We start from the raw sequence: 17,186 nt of genomic DNA on the forward strand, positions 1-17,186 counted from the left end.
GCTGCCGAGCGATATTCGCCGAACGGAGCCGGTTAATTATTTTAAGCTTAAAATATAATTGTGTGCTCTGACACGTCAAGCGAAAAAATCGCGGCCATTCTCACATTCCGTCATGGAGCGCGGAAAACGCTTCAAACAGAAATATGCAAATGCAATAATTATAATCGTTCTGAAAAGCGCTATTGACACAGTTTAGAATTAGAAAATATGCTGATGCAAATGAATTGATATTCCGGCAAACGGAAAAGGGGAATTGTCATGGCGGAGCGCTCATTCGCCCGTGAAGTCGAGGATCTGAAGCTCGGCGAAGGCGATATTTTCAGCGGTGAAGGCATTCTCGCCATCACCAAGGCGCTGTTGCAGTCAGGCGTTTCCTATGTCGGCGGCTATCAGGGCTCGCCGATTTCCCATCTCATGGACGTTCTCGCCGATGCGAAGGACGTGATGGAAGATCTGGGCGTTCATTTCGAATCGTCCGCATCGGAAGCTGCGGCTGCGGCCATGCTTTCCGCTTCCGTGATGTATCCGGTGCGCGGTGCGGTCACCTGGAAATCGACGGCTGGCACCAATGTCGCCTCCGATGCCCTGTCCAATCTTGCCTCCGGTGGTGTAACCGGCGGCGCGCTGGTCATCATCGGTGAGGATTACGGTGAAGGCTCCTCCATCATGCAGGAGCGCAGCCATGCCTATGCGATGAAATCGCAAATGTGGCTTTTGACGCCACGGCCCAATCTGCCTTCGATCGTGGAAGCCGTTGAAAAAGGCTTTGAATTGTCCGAAGCCTCCAACACGCCGGTCATGTTGCAGGTCGGCATTCGCAGCTGCCATGTGCATGGTCAGTTTGTTGCGAAGGATAACAAGCGGCCTGCCCACACGCTTGCCGAAGCGCTGGAAAATCCGAGGCGCGACGTCAACCGTATCGTCCTGCCGCCAGCATCTTTCCTGCACGAGAAGGAAAAGCTGGAGAAGCGCTGGCCCGCTGCTGTCGAGTTCGTCAAAGCCAATCGTCTCAATGAATATTTCGGCCCGCAAGAGGGCGATGTCGGCATCATCCTGCAGGGTGGGCTTTACAACAGCGCTATGCGCGCCTTGCAGCAAATGGGGCTGGCCGATGTTTACGGCGAAAGCCGGGTTCCTCTCTATGTGATGAATGTCGCCTATCCGATGATAGACGATGAAGTCATAGACTTCGTTGCCGGCAAGAAAGCCGTGGTGATGCTGGAGGAGGGCGCGCCTGAATATATCGAGCAGGCGCTGCATACGCTGCTGCGCCGCCGCGATATCCAGACAAAACTGTCTGGCAAGGATGTGCTGCCGCTGGGCGGCGAATACACAACGCCTGTGCTTCTGAAGGGCCTGACGGCATTCTTCGATGCGCATGCACCGCAATTGCTCGGCAACCGTCCGCCGCTGCCTGATCCATCGCCGGTTCTGGCCGATGAACGCGTCAAGGCGCTGGCAGAAGTGGTGCCGCCGCGCCCCGCCGGTTTCTGCACCGGTTGCCCGGAACGCCCGATCTTTGCCGCCATGAAGCTGGTGGAGAAGGAGCTGGGCGAGCATCACGTTTCAGCCGATATTGGCTGCCACCTGTTCTCCATTCTGCCGCCGTTCAATCTCGGTGGCACGACCATGGGTTACGGCCTTGGTCCGGCCTCGGCTTCCGCTTTCAACGTGCCAGCGGGCAAACGCTCCATTTCGGTGATGGGCGATGGTGGTTTCTGGCACAATGGTCTTGCCACTTCGGTCGGCAATGCCGTCTTCAACAAGCAGGATGGCGTCATCCTCGTGGTCGACAATTACTATTCGTCGGCGACGGGCGGTCAGGACGTAATGTCCTCCAGGGCGATCAATCCGCGTCGCAAGACCAACAATTCCATCGTCGATGCGGTTAAGGGAATTGGTGCAGGCTGGGTTCGCCAGATCGACCACACCTATGACGTTGCAAAGATGCGCGACACGCTGAAAGAAGCGCTGACGACGGAAGAAAAAGGCCCGAAGATCATCGTGGCGTCGTCGGAATGCATGCTCAACAAGCAGCGCCGTGTGAAGCCGCAATTCGCCAAGGCGGTTAAAGACGGCAAGCGAATGGTCAAGCAGCGTTTCGGTGTCGATGAGGATGTGTGCACCGGCGATCACGCTTGTATTCGTCTGTCGGGCTGCCCTTCGCTTTCGGTGAAGCACACCGACGATCCGCTGAAGGACGATCCGGTCGCGGCCATCGACAATTCCTGCGTTGGTTGCGGCAATTGCGGTGAGGTTTCGGAAGCGGCGGTTCTGTGCCCGTCCTTCTATCGCGCCGATGTCATCCACAATCCGACGGGTTGGGACAAGTTCGTGCATCGCCTGCGCTCGGGCGTCATTGGCTGGCTGCAAAAGCGCCGCCGCGCATCGCGCATTGTCTTTGCGGATTGAGGAACAGGCCATGTCTACACTGAATGCATCGCCGTCCGCTCTTCTTTCGCAGGACAAACCGCTATCGATTGCCATCCTCGCCATGGGCGGGCAGGGCGGCGGCGTTCTCGCCGACTGGGTTGTGGCACTGGCGGAAAATAATGGCTGGGTTGCGCAGACCACCTCCGTGCCCGGTGTGGCGCAGAGAACTGGCGCGACGATCTATTATCTTGAGCTGTTGCGGGCCCGCGAGGGGACGCATCCGATCCTGTCGCTGATGCCAACACCCGGCGACGTCGATATCGTCATTGCGGCTGAGTTGATGGAAGCGGGGCGCTCGGTGCTGCGCGGCCTCGTGACGCCGGACAAGACCTTGCTCATCACCTCCACCCATCGCTCTTTCGCGGTGGGCGAAAAGGAAAAGCCGGGTGACGGCATCGGCAATCCGGTGGTCGTCGAGGATGCGACAGCCTTTGCTGCGCGCAAAACCATCGCTTTCGATATGGAAGCGCTGGCAACGAAAAGCGGCAGCGTGGTGTCTTCGGCTTTGTTCGGCGCGCTTGCGGCTTCCGGTGCTTTGCCTTTCGACAAAGCCGCCTTTGAAACAACCATCAAGTCCGGCGGTAAAGGCATCGAGGCAAGTCTGAGAGCTTTTGATGCTGCCTATCAGCGCGCACTTGGCGGTGCGAATGACAAGCTGGCGGCAACGCCTGCAAAGCGGCTGGATCCTCTGCCAGAGCGAGCTGAGCATCCAGCACTGGACGGGCTTATCAAGCGCATCCGCAATGAGTTTCCGGGCGAATGCCATCCGATGCTTTTCGCGGGCATCAAGAAACTGACCGAGTTTCAGGACCCGGCCTATGCCGATGAATATCTGAACCGTTGCGCCGCGATGCTCAGGGCCGATCTTGCCAATGGCGGCACGGCGCATGGCTTTGCCTTCACCGTACAGGCGGCGAAATATGTCGCTGTGGCCATGGCCTATGACGATGTGGTTCGGGTGGCCGATATCAAGGTGCGCGGCTCGCGGTTCGAGCGGGTACGCAAGGAAATCGGTCTCAAGAAAGATCAGATCGCCTATACGACCGAATATATGCATCCGCGCATGGAAGAAGTGTGCGGCACATTGCCGAGAGGCATCGGGGCATGGATCGAAAATCGCCCGAAGCTCTTTGCATGGCTCGACAAGCGCATCAGCAAAGGTCGCAGGGTGAATACGGGAACGCTGTTCTGGTTCACCGGGCTTTATGTCGTGTCGGGCCTGCGTCGTTTCCGGCGCGGCAGCCTGCGCCATCAGCGCGAGACCGAGCATTGTGAAGCCTGGCTGGCACAGGCGCTGGCCGCCTTGCCCAAGAACTATGATCTCGCGGTTGAGGTTCTTGGCTGTCGCCGTCTGGTCAAGGGTTATTCCGATACGCATTCGCGTGGCCTGTCGAAATTCGACCGCGTCCTATCCGCCTTGCCGGCTCTAAGCGAGCGGGACGATGGCGCAGCCTGGCTGCGGCGTCTGCGACAAGCGGCCCTGCTGGATGAACAGGGCATTGCGCTTGATGGCGCGCTGAAAACAATCGCGACGCTCTGATCAAAGGGCGCGCCTCGCCTATTCAAAAAAAGGGGAAAGCTATGTCTCAAGCCCAGAGCATAGACGCGCCGGCTATTGCCGGAAAGGAAATATCGGCAGGCAAGAGTCTGCTCGTCGTTGGCCTGTGCTGGCTTGCGATTTTCGCGGAAGGCTATGATGTCGGCGTTATCGGGGCCATTCTTCCCGCCTTGTCCGTCGATCCGGTCTGGCAGCTGACGCCGATCGAGCTTGGCGCTATCGGCAGCTATACGGTGATCGGCATGCTGATCGGCGGTATTCTGGCAGGCACGCTGAGCGAGCTTCATGGACGCAAGCCGCTGTTCGTCGCCTGCATCACCGTGTTTTCGCTGTGCATGATTGTCAGCGCGATGGCACCGACACCCTTCATCTTCGGATTGAGCCGATTCATTTCGGGCATTGGTCTTGGCGGAATTATTCCGGTCGCCGCAGCGCTGACGGTTGAATATTCCCCGGTGAAGAAGAAGAGCTTCAATTACGGGCTCATGTATTCGGGTTATTCGATGGGATTGCTCGCCGCCGCGCTCTGCGGCCGCGGTTTTCTTGAAGCCCATGGCTGGCGCACCATCGTTTTGATTGGCGCGGTGCCGTTGCTGTTCGTTCCGATCTTCCTCGCATTCCTGCCGGAAAGCGTGGAATCGCTGGTCCAGCGCGGCAAGCATGATGCGGCGCGCAAGACGGCGCAGCGCATGGGCGTCGGGGTTCCAGCCGCGATTGTCCGCAAGCATGGCAAGGTTGGCTGGCGCACCGTTTTCAATGAAATCTTCTCGCCGAAAAAGGCGTTCGAAACCGCCTGCTTCTGGATCGCGCTCTTCATGGGGCTGCTGCTGGTCTATGGTCTCGCGCAATGGCTGCCGCAGATCATGCGCAAGAACGGTTACGATCTCGGCAATAGCCTGCTGTTCCTTGCTGTTTTCAGCCTTAGCTCGGCAATCGGCGGTATTGTATTGGGTACATGGGCGGATCGCTTCGGCGTGCGCCGTACGGTAGCCTGTTCCTATGCGCTGGGTGCGCTCGGTATTGTGGCGCTTGCCTTCAAGGGCTCGCTGCTGATGAATTATGTGTTCGTCGCAATTGCCGGTTTCGGCACCGTATCGGCGTCGCTGGTCCTGACAGGCTTTCTGGCGCAGCGGCTCGATTCCTCAATCCGTTCTGCCGGAACCGGATGGGCGCTGAGCTTCTCGCGCATTGGCGCACTGTCGGGCCCGCTTCTGGGAGGCTTGATCGCAAGCCTCAATGTCGGCCCGCAATGGAACTTCTACATCTTTGCCATTGTGGCCGCACTGGCAGCCGTGGCGACCGCGCTGATCCCGTCACGCTCGACGGACTAGAGCGGTTCCGGTTAAAACGGAATCGTGGAACCGCTCTATCTATTTGTTTTTACGCATTATCCTACGCAAAGCCGCTACGCACTTTTGCTGGAAATGCTCTAAGCAACAAAAAAACCGATCCGCTTTCAAAAGCGGATCGGCTTATTATTCAGCATAATTTCAAAGTTCGTTTTTACGGATATTGCGCAGCATTTTCTGCAAGGTGCCGACAAAGGCGCGGTGCTCGTCCTCATCAATGCCCTCAAACAGCTGCAACAGCAGGTCATACATAGTCGGCCATGCTTCGTTGAAGATGTTGCGCCCTTCTTCAGTCATCGAAATATCGCGGATGCGCATGTCTTCGGCGCGCGCCTGACGGCGAATGTAACCCTGCTCTTCAAGCGAATCGAGCGTGCGGCTCATCGTCGATTGTTCGGTCACGGTAAAGACCGCAAGCTCGTTGATCGTGGCCGAAGGCGTGACACTAAGGACGGCAAGCGTGCGCAGCTTGACCGTCGTGATCTGGCGGCCCTTCAGCCCATCCGCGAGGTTCGCATTATAGCGCGCCATCAGGCGGTTCATCAGGTAGGGCGCAAAACTGTTCAGGCCGATCTCGCCCAGCGAACGCGCGGGATTCTCTTCCAGATGCTCGGAAGCCAGAACCGTACCTGAGAAGCGTTCCTCCATGAATTCCCTCGCTTTAGATCATGGTTGCAACAGTCATGCGCCCGATGCGGTTCGGCATCAGGCGCAACAAGGCGCTCTCATCGGTGTTAATATCGGTTGCGGAAAGAAGCCAGAGAAAAAGGCGGATGCGACCTGTCATTCGCAACCGCCGCATCCGCAAAGGTCCTGGATCAGGAACGGGAGGCCTCGCCCGAAATGCCGTTACCGCTGGCGGCAATGGCGACCTTGTCGTCGTTCAGGCTGAAGCTCTCGCGCGTGACCACCAAAATGATGGCCAGAATGATCGCTTCCATGATGGCGAAAGTCAGAAAGGCGCTGACAAAAGACCCGCCCGAAACCTTGATGACCACGCCCATGACCCAGGGCGAAATGAAGGTCGCAAGGATGGCGAAAATCTCGGCATAGCCAACTGCTGCCGTCGCCAGCTCTTCCGGATATTTTTCGCTGAGAAAGGCGAAGATCGCGCCGCCGCCGAAAAGCGCCACGCCGCTCAAAAGCGCCATCAGGATAAGCCAACCAAAGCCAAGCGGTACCGCCATGCCGAGGGTGAACATTGCCGCGACGAGAACGGCAAGCACGGTTCCGAACTTGATCATCCCCGTTTTGTTCAGGCGGTCGGCGGCGTAACCGCCGATGACGAGAAACACGACCTGCGACAGCCCCATCAAGGTGCCGATCAGGGCCGCGTCTTCCACCGGCATCTGATGCACGGCGATGTAACCGGGAATGACCCAGGTGGCAGTTCCGGCAATGGCCATCGTGCATGCCGAAATACCGAGGCTGCCGACGATGATCCATTTCGAGCGGAAGATGCTGGATAGCGACGCCGTGGAGGTCTGCTGCTTTTCCGGTTCCCAGCGAAAATCCTTGAAGCCGATATGGGCCGGATTGTTGCGGGTGAAGAGCAGTACGCCAGCTGCCGTCACCAGCGTACCGATGGCAAGAATGGCGAAGAAAGTGCGCCAGCCATAGGTGATGGAAAGCGGAATGCCAATCGCGAAGTCCAGCGTGATTGCAAGACTATAGGCGGCGAGGATCAAGCCGATCATGCTGCCGCGACGCTTCTGCGGGAACCAGCCGATGATGAGTTTCATATTGCCGAGGAAAATTGCCGCGTCGAAGAAACCGATGAACAGGCGCAGCGCAATCAGCTGGGCGTAGGTCTGGACATAGACTTGCGCCACCATGCCGATGGCGGTGCAGAACAGACCAATCAGCAGCAGCGATCGCGCATTCATGCGGCGGCTGAGTTGCGACCAGACAATCATGCCGAGACCATAGGTCAGCGCAAAGATCCCCTGCGCCAGACCGGCCTGCGCGGAATCGAGCTGAAGTGTTTCCGAAATGAACGGTATCACCGCCGCAAAGGCGTACCAGTCGGCGGCGAGAAACATCTCGCATAACAGCGCCAGCGCCAGCATGCCCCATTGCCAGCGCTTTATTCTGGATTGATCGAAGTCCGATAGGCTTTCCCATTGCATGGTCTGGTTCCCCTTATTTTTACCTGCAACTTCATGATGCTCCCAAGCGGGAGCGTGCGGTGCCCAATGCTTGAAAACGGACCTCAGACCGTCGACAGGAAATCGCGCACAAGTGTCGCCGCCGCCGGCGTCTCTTCAAACAGCAGATGGCCGGTTGCGCCCAGCTTCTCCAGCCGTGCGCCGGCGATTCCGCGCTGCCACTCTTCGGCATATTGCGCGGGGATAACCCGGTCTTCCTCGCCCCAGAGGATCAGGGTCGGCATGTTCAGCCGGTGCAGCCAATGGCCAAGCTTTTGATTGCCGCGGCCGTCGGTTGCGTGGACCCGCGCCAGCGCGCCCATTTCGCGTCCAAGCGCTGCATCGAACCGGCTGTCGGGCGCAGATGGGAAATAGCGGAGCGCGACCGCTGGATCGTGCGCCAGATGGGCAGGGATATCGGCAGGCGCGACCTGAAACAGATCGGGAAGAGGGATGGTCGGAAGGTCAAGACCGGCAGGTGCTGTAAGAAACAGCGCCGAGAGCCTGTCCGGCTGTCTGATCGCATATTCAGCGGCGATCCAGCCGCCCAGCGAAAAGCCGCCGAGGCTGAACTGGTCCAGCTCCAGCGTATCGAAGAAATCCATGTAATGGAGCACATAGTCGCCCATCTGCACGATATCAGCATCATCGTCGCTTTCACCGAAATTCGGATGAAACGGAATGATGAGCCGGTTTCGCGAAGCAATATCGGCGAGGCTGTCGAAGCCGGGAAATGTCCCGGTTCCGTGCAGAAAGACGACATCCTTGCCTTCACCTTTTATGAGATAGGTGACGGTTTTGCCCCGGATTTCGACCGTGCGTTTTTCAAAACTGCTCGAGTAATTCAACATCTTTCCACCTTATGCCGCTGGCTTGGTGTGACTGGACCAATTGCTTTCTCATCTGGTCGACGGCGCTGTCGATCCGCGCTTCGAGGGCCGGAGGCAACAGCCCGTCCGGTTCCAGTTCCGACGAACAGGCATAGATGCCGGTTGCGACGGTTCCCGCTTCGAAGAAGCCGAAGAGCGGACGCAGATGATGCTCGACGACCAGCGCGTGACGATGCCCGCCGCCCACCGCGCACAGCACGGTCGGGCGACCGCGCAGCGCCAATGGATGCACGAGATCGAACACATGCTTGAAAAGGCCGGGATAGCTTCCCTGATAGACCGGGCAGCCGACGATTAAGGCATCGCAATGCTCGATCTCCGAAATGAGGCTTTCGGATTGCCGGTCGAGCGCCTTGCGATTGACGGTAAACAGGTTCGGCCCGGCATGCGACAGGTCAAGATGCGTGATCGACACATCGTCTTCCGCTTCCAGCCTTGCGGCAATCGCCTGGGTTAGCCGGTGAACTTTCGTCGGGCGATCACACCCGACGAAGCTGACAATATTTCTCGTCATGGCCGGTCTCAGTTTTCGCTGATGCCGAAAACGGTCCACCGTGCATCGGGGCCGGGCAGGCCGAGCAGACCCTTGCCGCATTCCTCGACGATCTGGTCGGCGAGCAGGATATGCTGGGTGCCGGAATGGATATCGCGATAGAAGCGCTGCATGGCCGTGTTGTGAAGCGATGCGCCGCGCGCCGCCCGATGCGCAAAAGTCGCCACATCGGAAACGATGTCGTGCATATAGCGCAGCGAGAGCTTCACCATCGTCATCTGGTCGAGGGTTGGAACACCGCCGGATGCGGTGGTCTGCGAGACATCTTCCCATGTTTCCATGGCAAGCGCCCGCGCCGCCCGATAGCGGGCTTCGGCATTGGCAAACTGGAGCCGCAGGCTGGCGCTGTCCGCACTCTTGCCGAACGGGTCCTGCCGCTGGCGGATCACCTTGGCGAGTTCGTCGAGTATCCGGCGACCGACACCGATGGCCCAGCTCGTATGGGTGAGGGCGCTGTAGCCTGCCAGTCCGAGATGGCCCTGCGACTGACCGCGTTTCGGTGCGGATTGCGTGAAACTATAGACCATGGAATCCGGCACGAAGAGGTCTTCATCGGTTGCAAGCGTATAGTCGAAGCTGCCGGTGGCGCGCAGGCCCAGCACATCCCAGTTGCCGAGCAGCTGGATTGTGGAGCGCGGGTGATGCGCGACGATGATCTGCGGTGCGCCGGTTTCGTCTTTCAGCAACGCCTTGCCACTCGGGTCCTTGGGATCAAGCAGGAAGCAGCCGGAATGGATCCATTCCGCGTGGAAGATGGAGCTTCCATAGGCCCAGTTGCCGCGGATCATGTAACCGCCATCGACCTTGCGGGCAAAGCCACGCGGCACGCCGTTGCCTGCAATGGTGACATCGACGCCGTCCTTGAACACATTGGCAATCCCCTCGTCGTCGAGGTAGATCGCCATGGTCGTGCCTTCCATATTGTTGACCATCGTGCACCAGCCGGATGAGGCATGGGCATAGGAAAGCGCCGACATGATTTTCATGGCATCGATCGGGCGCAATTCAGCGCCGCCAACTTCCTTCGGAAACAGCATCGTGTAGAAGCCGCCCTTGCGCATCGCGTCCACGACGTCATCATGCATCCGCCCGAGTTGTTCCGCTTCTTCGGCCTTTTCTTCAATCAAAGGTAGAATGGCCTGCAGGCGGTCGTTGAAGCCCTGAATGACTGCGGAATAGTTGTCGGCGGTGTGAGCCCGGTGCACGCTGGTATCCAAAACGGTTCCCCTTGATTTAGTCGTTGTAAGCGGGAATGATACGAACAAGAGCGGGAACAAACATTCCCCCCGAATGGGGGGCTTGGGAATTCGGGAGAGAGAATGCCCAGGGAAATACTATCGATAGACGAGCGGGTCTCTGCAGCACTTTCTGTTGCGGAGAGCCGTAATTATGACGATTTTACAATCGCTTGCGATTATTTTGCGGCGCATGTTCTGCGCGTGCGCTCGCTTGGAATTTATTTGCTGGAGAATAATCGGCCGCGCCTTTTTCACAGCATCAACACGCCCACCGGCTTTCTTCTCGAATATCAGAACGGGCTGGCGGATTCAGATCCGATGATTGCGGCGGTTGTGCAGAATGCCAGCGCGGTTGCGGGCTCGCGATTGCCCCAGAATGCAGCGGGCAATGTGCCGCTGATGCGGACGCTGCTCTATCGATGGAACTACAACGATAACTTGTGCTGCCCGGTTTATGTCGGCGGCAATATTCAGGCGCTGATTTATGCCGCCGGTTTCGAGATGCACGCAACGCAGCTCGAAGAGCAGGTGTCACTGTTGTGCCGCTCGTCGGCGCTTGCCTTGCGCAATATCCAGGAAGGGCGTCCGGCGAAGACGCCCGGCGCCAATCTGACCAGCTTGCCGCCACGTCTTTCGACCGTGGCCCGGTTACTGGCTGCGGGCAATACCAACAAGCAGATCGCGCGGCATCTGGAACTTTCGCCCCATACGGTGAAGGATTATGTCGACGATCTGATCAAGCGTTTCGGTGTGCATAACAGAACCGAAGTGGCCGTGATGATCAACCGCATGAGCGGCGGGGCAAAAGCCGAGCCAGCAGGGTTTGCCCTGTCAGGGCATGAGCGGCGCGGCCTTCCGATAGAACATTTCTGAAAACGCTTTCCGCCATAAGCGAAAAGCGTTTCGCTTTCTCGGCCTTACGGACAAAGAAATTTAACGGCGCGGCTTTCGGGATCGCACAGCGTGTCGATCACATTGCAATGATGCGTTCCGTCGATTTCCCAGGCGCTGGTCTCGATCCCCAATCCGTGCCAGATGTTTGCCAGCAACGCATTTTGCCGCCGGAATTCCATCAGTTCGTCACCACCGACACAGCAATGCACGGCAATATCAGCGCGTGGGCGCTGTAGCGCGGCGCTTTCCGCGACGGCTTCTTCCGCATCCATGTGGAAAATGTCGTTCATCGCGGTTTTGAGCAGCGGGCGCAGATCATGCAACCCGCTGATCGAAAGAACACGGCTGATCCGTTCCGCTGTTGCCGCCGCAATGGGTGCGTTCTCGCAAGCCATGCGGCTGACCAGATGGCCGCCTGCGGAATGGCCGGTCAGCGCAATGTCGCCGTCCACTTCCTGCGCCAGCCGGTCGATGAAACGACCGATTTCCAGCGTGATGCCGGAAATCCGCGCTTCGGGGCACAGCGTATAGCTCGGCATGGCCACGCGATAACCGCGCGTGAGCGCTCCCTGCGCCAGATGCGACCAGAAGCTTTTGTCCAGCCCCTTCCAATAGCCGCCATGGACATAGACGAGCGTACCCTTGGCCGTGCCTTCCGGCAGGAAGAGATCGTAATGGTTGCGCGCACCCTCGGCATAAGCGATGTCAGGGATCAAGCGGCCCTGATCGCGCATTTTTGCGCGAAAGCCCGAGGCCAGTTCCGTCCAGCGCGGCGGATACGTGGCGGAATCGCTGATGGCTTTCATGTTGTCATAGGCGGTATCGAAATCTTGAAGCACTGAAGTCTCCTGCATGTTTCATGCGTGAAGCCGCGTCAGGCGCGGGCTTCGGTTGCCGCCTGCGCGCGCAGGGCGGATCGCTGCAATTTTCCGGATTCTGTCTTGGGCAGGCTGGAAACCCAGCATATCAGGCGTGGATATTTATAGGGCGCGAGTTCGCTTTTGACATGGCGTTGCAGTGTTTCCTGCAAATTCGCATCGCCATTATAGCCCTCGTTCAGCACCACATAGGCTTTTACGATGCAGCCCCGTTCCTCATCCGGCGCTGCCACCACGCCGCATTCCGCCACAGCCGGATGCGCGAGCAGGCTGGCTTCGACCTCCGGTCCGGCAATATTGTATCCGGCGGAAACGATCATGTCGTCGTTGCGGGCCTGATACCAGAAATAGCCGTCCGCATCCATGACATAGGTATCGCCGGTGATGTTCCAGCCGTTCTCGACATATTTGGTCTGGCGCGGGTCGGCCAGATATTTGCAGCCGAGCGGCCCGCGAACGGCAAGACGTCCGGGCGTGCCGGGCGCGCATTCCTGCCCGTTGTCATCGATAACACGTGCTTCATAGCCGGGGATTGGCTTGCCGGTCGCGCCGGGGCGAATGTCGTTTTCCGGCGCGGAAATGAAGATATGCAGCATTTCCGTTGCGCCGATGCCGTCTGCAAGCGAAAGCCCGGTTGCGCGCTTCCACGCTTCGAAAGTGGGGAGCGGCAGAGCCTCACCGGCTGAAACGCATTTGCGCAGTGAAGACAGATCATATTGATCAATTTTCGAAAGCATGGCGCGATAGGCCGTCGGCGCGGTGAAACAGACAGTCGGCTTATATTCGCCGATGGCGAGCGCCAGATCATGGGGTGCGGTCTTTGCCGGAAGCACTGTCGAAGCACCGATCCTGAATGGAAAGAGAACCAGTCCGCCAAGACCGAATGTGAAGGCCAGCGGCGGCGAGCCGATGAAGATGTCGTCTTCTGTTGCGTCCAATATGTGATGCGCATAGCAGTCACAGACGATCAGCAGGTCGCGGTGGAAATGGATCGTCGCTTTCGGCAAGCCGGTGGTGCCGGATGTGAAGCCGAGCAGGCACGGATCATCCGCCCGCGTTGCCACTGCATCGAAATCGCCGGATGCATCGGCCAGCAATGCGCCAAGTTCACCGCCCGCATTGTCCTCCCAGGTCACCAGTGTCTTGACGAAGCTGGTCTGCGCCACGGCATTTTGCATTTCGCCGATCAGCGCGTGATCGCAAAAGGCAATGCTGATCTCGGCCTTGTCGATGATCTGGACCAGCTCCCGGGCGCGCAAAAGCGGCATGGTCGCCACGACGACACCGCCTGCCTTGATGATCGCCAGATAAAGCGCAATCTTGGTCGGGTTATTGCCCGAGCGGATCATGACGCGGTTGCCGGTTTTCATGCCGAGCTCGTCTGTCAGCACATTGGCGATCTTGTTGATCATGGCGGCAAGATCGCGATAGGTCCAGCGCACGCCCGGTGCCTGCAAGGCGACGCGGTCGCCCTTGCCGTTTGCCAGATGCGCATCCACCAGTTCATAGGTCGCGTTCAGCTGTTCCGGGTAGCCGAGTTCGTCGAGATTGATGATATCCGGTAGAAGTTCCGCAGCCGGGAGATTATCCAGAACGAATGTGTCCACATGAGCGCTGGGGTGCATGCTCTTCTCCTGTCAATGCCAGTTTACGTTCGGCTGCTAGAGCGGCATCAGTGGAGGCTGAACCGTTGTAGCCGTTCTAACTATTTGTTTTTACGGACATTCTGTCCGAAAGGCGCATCGCCTGTTTCGGGATGTGCTCCCGATCAAACGTGCAAGTAACGTTCCTTGATGTCCGGGGTGTTCAACAGCGCGGCGTTGTCACCGCTCCACACCACACGACCTTTTTCGATAACGACGTGACGGTCTGCAAAGCGCGCCAGCGCATCGACATTCTTGTCGATGACGAGGATCGCTTCGCCCTCATCCTTGATGTTGCGCAGGCAGGACCAGATCTCTTCGCGCATCAGCGGCGACAATCCTTCCGTCGCCTCGTCCAGCACGACCATTTTCGGATTGGTCATCAGCGCGCGGCCAACGGCCAGCATCTGCTGCTCACCGCCGGAAAGCTGGTTGCCCATATTGCGTCGCCGTTCTTTCAGGCGCGGGAACATCCGGTAGATGCTCTCCAGCGTCCATTTGGACGAGCGGGCATCCGTGCGCCGGGTGGCCAACAGGTTTTCCTCAACGCTGAGCGTTGGAAATATCTGCCGCCCCTCCGGGACCAGCCCCAGCCCCTCGCGTGCAATCGCATGGGGCGGTTTGCCGGTAACATCCTGGCCATTGACGAAAACCTTGCCGCCCTTCGGCGGCAGCAAGCCGAAGATCGACTTGATGGTTGTGGTTTTGCCCATGCCGTTTCTGCCGAGGATCGTAACGACCTCTCCCGCTCCGACTTCAAAGTCGATGCCGAACAGAATACGGGACTGGCCATAGGCGTTCTGGAGCCCTTCGACTTTCAGCATTATGCGGCCTCCTCTTCACCGAGATAGGCGGCGCGCACGTCCGGATCGGAGCGCACGGCGTCGGGTGTTCCGGATGCGATCACGCGCCCGTAGACAAGTACACTCACCTGATCGGCCAGCGAGAAAACGGCATCCATGTCATGCTCGATCAGAACCAGCGTATGGGTCTGGCGCAGTGCGCGCATCAGCTCGACCAGCACCACGGATTCCTCGTGACTGGTGCCAGCCAGTGGCTCGTCGAGCAACAGCATCCGTGCTTCGGTGGCAAGCGCGATGGCAATCTCAAGCTGGCGTTTTTCACCATGCGAAAGTGCTCCGGCCCGGCGATGGGCGCGATCGTCCAGCCGTACGCGGGTGAGCGCTGCCATGGCTTGCTCGTTGATCCCGGTTTCCTTGCTTGCCGCCTGAAAGAAGCGGAAGCTCGAACCGGATCGCGCCTGAACGGCCAGCGCAACATTTTCCAGCACGCTGAAGCCTTCGAGAACCGAGGTGATCTGGAACGAGCGCGCAAGCCCCAGATGAACACGATCGGGCATGGCGAGACTGGAAATATCGCGTCCATCGAAAATCACCGAGCCACGGTCGCTTTTCAAGTTGCCCGAAAGCTGGTGGATCAATGTGGTCTTGCCAGCGCCGTTCGGGCCGATCAGCGCGTGAATCTCGCCGCGTTTGACGGTGAGATTGACACCGTCCGTGACCTTGAGCGCGCCAAAGCTTTTGTGCAGGTCATGGACCTGAAGAAGTTCATCCGACATCGGAACCTCCACGCAGCTTGCGGATCAGTCCGCCAATACCGTCGCGGCTGAACAGCACGACGAGAACGAGGAAAAGGCCGAGGCCGAGTTTCCAGTGCTCGGAAAAGTGAGCCAATACTTCTTCCAGCACGATGAAGGCGGTTGCGCCGAGGACCGGGCCGATCAGCGTGCCCATGCCGCCCAGCACGACCATGACGATCAATTCGCCGGAGCGCTGCCAGCTCATGAAGGCAGGCGAAACGAACTGGATCTGGTTGGCCAGCAGAACACCTGCAATGGCCGCCGCCACACCGGCGATGACATAGGCAGTGAGCTGAAACGAGAAGGGCGAGAAGCCGATGGCGCGCATGCGCACCGGATTATCCCGCGTTCCGCGCAGGACGCGACCGAACCTTGAATGCACCAGCATGCGGAAGGTGAGAAACGCCCCGACAAGCAGCGCCAGCACGAAATAGAACAGCACCAGATTGCCGGAAAACAGCGCATTGCCGAACAGCGTGGAACGCGACGACAGCGTCATTCCGTCGTCGCCGCCAAAGGCCGAAAGGGACACCATGAAGAAGAAGGCCATCTGACCAAAGGCCAGCGTGATCATGATGAAATAGACGCCACTGGTTCTCAGCGAGATATAGCCGGTGACGAAGGCGAAGATCGCTGCGGCGACAATAGCCGCGATCAGCTGAAGGATCAGATCATCGATACCATAGCTGGACAGGATGCCGACCGCATAAGCACCGATCCCGATATAGGCCGCATGACCAAAGGAAACGAGCGCGCCGTAACCCATGATGAAGTTGAGCGAAAGCGCTGCCAGCGCAAAGATCATGATGCGGGTGACGATCACCAGAAGAAAGCTGTCGCCGAGAGCGGACGCAAGAAGCGGAACGATTGCAAAGGCGGCGAAGACCAGCCACGGGCCTGCATCCAGCAAAGGCGATGGTCGGTTTTTGACCTTTTCCGGCATAGCGGTATCGCGGGTGCTGTTATGGGTAATCTCGCTCATCGCGTTCCTCCCTGTGCCGGGAAGAGACCGGTCGGGCGGAAATAGAGCACGGCTGCCATCAGAATATAGGTGAGCATCGGCACCAGCGTGCGGCCCATCTGGGAGGCGGCGGCCGGATCAAGCAGATTGCGGAGCAGCATCGGCCCGAAGGTGCGGCCAAGCGTATCGACGAGGCCGACAGCGATGGCCGCAACAAAAGCGCCGCGCACCGAACCGACGCCGCCGATCACGATGACGACGAAGGTGAGGATCAGGATGGAATCGCCCATGCCCGGATCGACCGAGAGGATGGGGGAGACCATGCCGCCGGCAAAGCCCGCAAGCATTGCGCCAAGTCCGAAGACCACCATGAACAGGCGACGGATATTGATACCGAGCGCCGAGACCATATCCCCATTGGTTGCTCCGGCGCGCAGCAGCATGCCGATGCGCGTGTGATTGACGAGGACATAGAGACCAGCCGCCGTGAGAAGGCCAGCCGCGATGATCAGCAGGCGATAGACGGGATAGCGCAGGTTTCCAAAAAGCTGGATGGAGCCCGACAGGGCGTCTGGCATCGGCACGCTGAGCGGCGCTGCACCCCAGATGATCTTCACCAGTTCATTCACAATCAGGATCAGTCCGAAAGTCGCCAGAACCTGATCGAGATGGCTGCGTTCGTATAATCGTCGAAAGACCAGCACTTCCAGCACGATGCCGATGACGAGCGTGACGGGAAGGGCGATCAGGATGCCGTAGAAGAAACTGCCGGTCATGGCAGTGAAGGTCGCGGTCAGATAGGCGCCGACCATATAAAGAACGCCATGCGCCAGATTGATGAGATCCATGACGCCGAAAATCAGCGTCAGCCCGGCGGCGACGAGAAAGAGCAAAATGCCAAACTGAATCCCGTTAAGGGACTGCAGCAGAAAAAGATTGAGCATGGGGGATGTCCGGAACTCGTTGTACTGAAGCCCGGTTCACGCCAGACGGGCTGGCGTGAACTGTTTCAGACTTGGAAATTGAGAAGACTGGGCTCATC

Annotated in this window: 16 protein-coding genes; 4 read left to right on the plus strand and 12 right to left on the minus strand. The window is 58.6% G+C overall.

Going from position 1 to position 17,186, the window contains the following annotated elements; translation table 11 throughout:
* The first annotated feature begins 258 nt into the window (after window positions 1-258).
* Genes ACTJKP_RS14485 through ACTJKP_RS14495 form a run of 3 tightly spaced genes read left to right on the plus strand, consistent with a single transcriptional unit; the run spans window position 259 to window position 5,322 of the window.
* Window positions 259-2,412, plus strand: a complete 2,154-nt coding sequence (locus ACTJKP_RS14485) for an indolepyruvate ferredoxin oxidoreductase subunit alpha (protein ID WP_138786189.1) — start codon at window positions 259-261, stop codon at window positions 2,410-2,412.
* A gap of 10 nt (window positions 2,413-2,422) precedes the next feature.
* Window positions 2,423-3,973, plus strand: a complete 1,551-nt coding sequence (locus ACTJKP_RS14490; RefSeq protein ID WP_440631130.1) for an indolepyruvate oxidoreductase subunit beta family protein — start codon at window positions 2,423-2,425, stop codon at window positions 3,971-3,973.
* A gap of 41 nt (window positions 3,974-4,014) precedes the next feature.
* Window positions 4,015-5,322, plus strand: a complete 1,308-nt coding sequence (locus ACTJKP_RS14495; protein ID WP_440631131.1) for an MFS transporter — start codon at window positions 4,015-4,017, stop codon at window positions 5,320-5,322.
* 159 nt (window positions 5,323-5,481) lie between these two features.
* Here ACTJKP_RS14495 and ACTJKP_RS14500 read toward each other — a convergent pair whose 3' ends face one another.
* The 6 genes from ACTJKP_RS14500 to ACTJKP_RS14525 all read right to left on the minus strand — a co-directional run bounded on the left by ACTJKP_RS14500 (window position 5,482) and on the right by ACTJKP_RS14525 (window position 10,135).
* Window positions 5,482-5,988 (minus strand): MarR family winged helix-turn-helix transcriptional regulator, encoded by a 507-nt coding sequence (locus ACTJKP_RS14500; RefSeq protein WP_078338198.1) that lies wholly within the window; start codon window positions 5,986-5,988, stop codon window positions 5,482-5,484.
* A gap of 13 nt (window positions 5,989-6,001) precedes the next feature.
* Complete coding sequence (locus ACTJKP_RS14505; protein ID WP_280993381.1) at window positions 6,002-6,127, minus strand: hypothetical protein; 126 nt, start codon at window positions 6,125-6,127, stop codon at window positions 6,002-6,004.
* Between the two features lie 31 nt (window positions 6,128-6,158).
* The gene (locus tag ACTJKP_RS14510; protein WP_440631132.1) at window positions 6,159-7,469 is read right to left on the minus strand and encodes an MFS transporter; all 1,311 of its coding nucleotides are present in this window, start codon (window positions 7,467-7,469) and stop codon (window positions 6,159-6,161) included.
* An 83-nt stretch (window positions 7,470-7,552) separates the two neighbouring features.
* A complete protein-coding gene (locus tag ACTJKP_RS14515; RefSeq protein ID WP_440631133.1) occupies window positions 7,553-8,338 on the minus strand; it encodes an alpha/beta fold hydrolase in 786 nt (261 codons plus the stop codon).
* Window positions 8,313-8,891 carry an NAD(P)H-dependent oxidoreductase gene (locus tag ACTJKP_RS14520; RefSeq protein WP_440631134.1) on the minus strand — a complete coding sequence of 193 codons (579 nt, stop codon included), beginning with the start codon at window positions 8,889-8,891 and terminating at the stop codon, window positions 8,313-8,315. Before ACTJKP_RS14520 ends, ACTJKP_RS14515 begins: the two co-directional genes overlap by 26 nt.
* An 8-nt stretch (window positions 8,892-8,899) precedes the next feature.
* Window positions 8,900-10,135 (minus strand): acyl-CoA dehydrogenase family protein, encoded by a 1,236-nt coding sequence (locus ACTJKP_RS14525; protein ID WP_440631135.1) that lies wholly within the window; start codon window positions 10,133-10,135, stop codon window positions 8,900-8,902.
* 114 nt (window positions 10,136-10,249) lie between these two features.
* On the opposite strand from ACTJKP_RS14525, the gene ACTJKP_RS14530 reads away from it, so the two are divergent.
* Entirely contained in the window at window positions 10,250-11,041 is a 792-nt protein-coding gene (locus ACTJKP_RS14530) for a LuxR C-terminal-related transcriptional regulator (protein ID WP_440631136.1), read from the plus strand.
* A gap of 44 nt (window positions 11,042-11,085) precedes the next feature.
* Here the strand turns inward: ACTJKP_RS14530 and ACTJKP_RS14535 are convergent, their stop codons facing one another.
* The 6 genes from ACTJKP_RS14535 to ACTJKP_RS14560 all read right to left on the minus strand — a co-directional run bounded on the left by ACTJKP_RS14535 (window position 11,086) and on the right by ACTJKP_RS14560 (window position 17,088).
* Entirely contained in the window at window positions 11,086-11,901 is an 816-nt protein-coding gene (locus ACTJKP_RS14535) for an alpha/beta hydrolase (protein WP_440631137.1), read from the minus strand.
* A gap of 35 nt (window positions 11,902-11,936) precedes the next feature.
* Window positions 11,937-13,565, minus strand: coding sequence for a benzoate-CoA ligase family protein (locus tag ACTJKP_RS14540; protein ID WP_440631138.1), 1,629 nt, complete (start codon window positions 13,563-13,565; stop codon window positions 11,937-11,939).
* A 143-nt stretch (window positions 13,566-13,708) separates the two neighbouring features.
* Window positions 13,709-14,407: an ABC transporter ATP-binding protein gene (locus ACTJKP_RS14545; RefSeq protein ID WP_440631139.1), complete on the minus strand. Its 699-nt coding sequence runs from the start codon at window positions 14,405-14,407 to the stop codon at window positions 13,709-13,711.
* Window positions 14,407-15,162 (minus strand): ABC transporter ATP-binding protein, encoded by a 756-nt coding sequence (locus tag ACTJKP_RS14550; RefSeq protein ID WP_440631140.1) that lies wholly within the window; start codon window positions 15,160-15,162, stop codon window positions 14,407-14,409. The genes ACTJKP_RS14545 and ACTJKP_RS14550 overlap by 1 nt, the downstream gene beginning before the upstream one ends.
* The gene (locus ACTJKP_RS14555) at window positions 15,152-16,165 is read right to left on the minus strand and encodes a branched-chain amino acid ABC transporter permease (protein WP_440631141.1); all 1,014 of its coding nucleotides are present in this window, start codon (window positions 16,163-16,165) and stop codon (window positions 15,152-15,154) included. The genes ACTJKP_RS14550 and ACTJKP_RS14555 overlap by 11 nt, the downstream gene beginning before the upstream one ends.
* Complete coding sequence (locus ACTJKP_RS14560) at window positions 16,162-17,088, minus strand: branched-chain amino acid ABC transporter permease (RefSeq protein WP_440631142.1); 927 nt, start codon at window positions 17,086-17,088, stop codon at window positions 16,162-16,164. Before ACTJKP_RS14560 ends, ACTJKP_RS14555 begins: the two co-directional genes overlap by 4 nt.
* Between the last annotated feature and the right edge of the window lie 98 nt (window positions 17,089-17,186).

The sequence above is a fragment of the Brucella sp. 22210 genome (assembly GCF_052045675.1).
Classification (GTDB): Bacteria; Pseudomonadota; Alphaproteobacteria; order Rhizobiales; family Rhizobiaceae; genus Brucella.